Genomic DNA, 1,305 nt, shown 5'->3' on the forward strand with positions numbered 1-1,305 from the left:
GCACGCCGCAAAGCTAAACCAGCACCAGCGGCCGTGCCTTCGCCACAAATACACGAGCCTCCAACTCAGCCAGTTATAAATGACGTTGCGACTGCCGTTGCTCCACCTCCACAAGAAAACCTAGCAACGGGCAATGCGGTTACCATAAGACCTATGTGGCAAATTGAACGTGAAGCGATACAACAAGCGATAGATTATTGCGATGGTAACGTGCTCAATGCGGCGGTGTTGCTAGAACTTAGCCCATCAACCGTCTATCGCAAAAAGCAGGCATGGGAAGCAGAAGATGAGCAGCAACTCGTCTGATGAAATTTGGCTTGTCATTGACAGCTTAGCCTTTGGCGGGATAGAGACCCATGTGCTCGAACTCGCTAAAGGTCTTCACAAGTTCCAAGCTCCTATTCGAGTTTATTTTGTACGACGTTATACCGACGAGCCCTTACTTGTTCAAAAACTCCAATCCAACAACATCTCTGTCAGTTACTTAGACCTAGACGGTAGCAATTATTTATCTAACCTCATCACTTTAGTCCGCAATAATAAGCCCGCCCTTCTTCATGCTCATGGCTACAAAGCTAGCTTAGTTTGTAAGCTAACTCGATTGGTCACGGGTGTTAGACAGATCTCTACTTACCATGCGGGAGAAACACCAAGCGGTAAAGTTTGGTGGTATGATCTTGTAGACCGTTGCACTTCGTTTATCTCCAATCACTCGATAGCCGTTAGTGAGAAAATCGCCCAAAAGCTCGCATCAAACTCACTCAGCTTCAATAATTTTGTCGATGCGAACGACGTAACCAAATCTGAAGGCGAGCAAATAGCGTTTGTTGGCCGATTAAGCCACGAGAAAGGCCCAGATCGCTTCATTACACTGGCTAAAGAAAATTCCCAGCATATGTTCCATGTCTACGGCTCAGGCAGTATGGACTTCGAACTTAAGGCAAGCGCTTCAAGCAATGTGGTGTTTCATGGTCATCAAGATGATATGCGTCAGGTTTGGCCTTTAATCGGTGCTTTGGTAATTTGTTCGCGGTTTGAAGGTTTGCCAATGACAGCACTAGAGGCGATGGCGCGCGGTATTCCAGTGTTTTCGCTCAATGTCGGCAATATGCCAAAGCTTATTGAACACAATGGCAATGGCTACCTTGCTAAAGACGTAAACCAGCTAAGTCATGATTTAAATCACTACCTCACTTTAGATCACCAACAAAGGTCTTCTATTCAACAACGGACAATCGAATCAATTCAAAGCGAGTATTCGCAGTCAGCAGTCATTCCATTAATGCTAGAGCTCTACTTTTCAAA

General features: G+C 45.6%; 2 protein-coding genes. Both read left to right on the top strand.

Features of this window, described 5'->3' with window-relative positions:
• On the top strand, positions 1-306 hold a 306-nt coding region (locus QTO00_RS19830), incomplete at its 5' end, for a helix-turn-helix domain-containing protein (RefSeq protein WP_331426276.1).
• Positions 287-1,305, top strand: a 1,019-nt coding sequence (locus QTO00_RS19835; protein WP_331426277.1) for a glycosyltransferase family 4 protein, incomplete at its 3' end; no start/stop codon positions are given. The genes QTO00_RS19830 and QTO00_RS19835, both read left to right, overlap by 20 nt.

It is taken from the genome of Vibrio sp. M260118 (assembly GCF_036533755.1).
Taxonomy (GTDB): domain Bacteria; phylum Pseudomonadota; class Gammaproteobacteria; order Enterobacterales; family Vibrionaceae; genus Vibrio.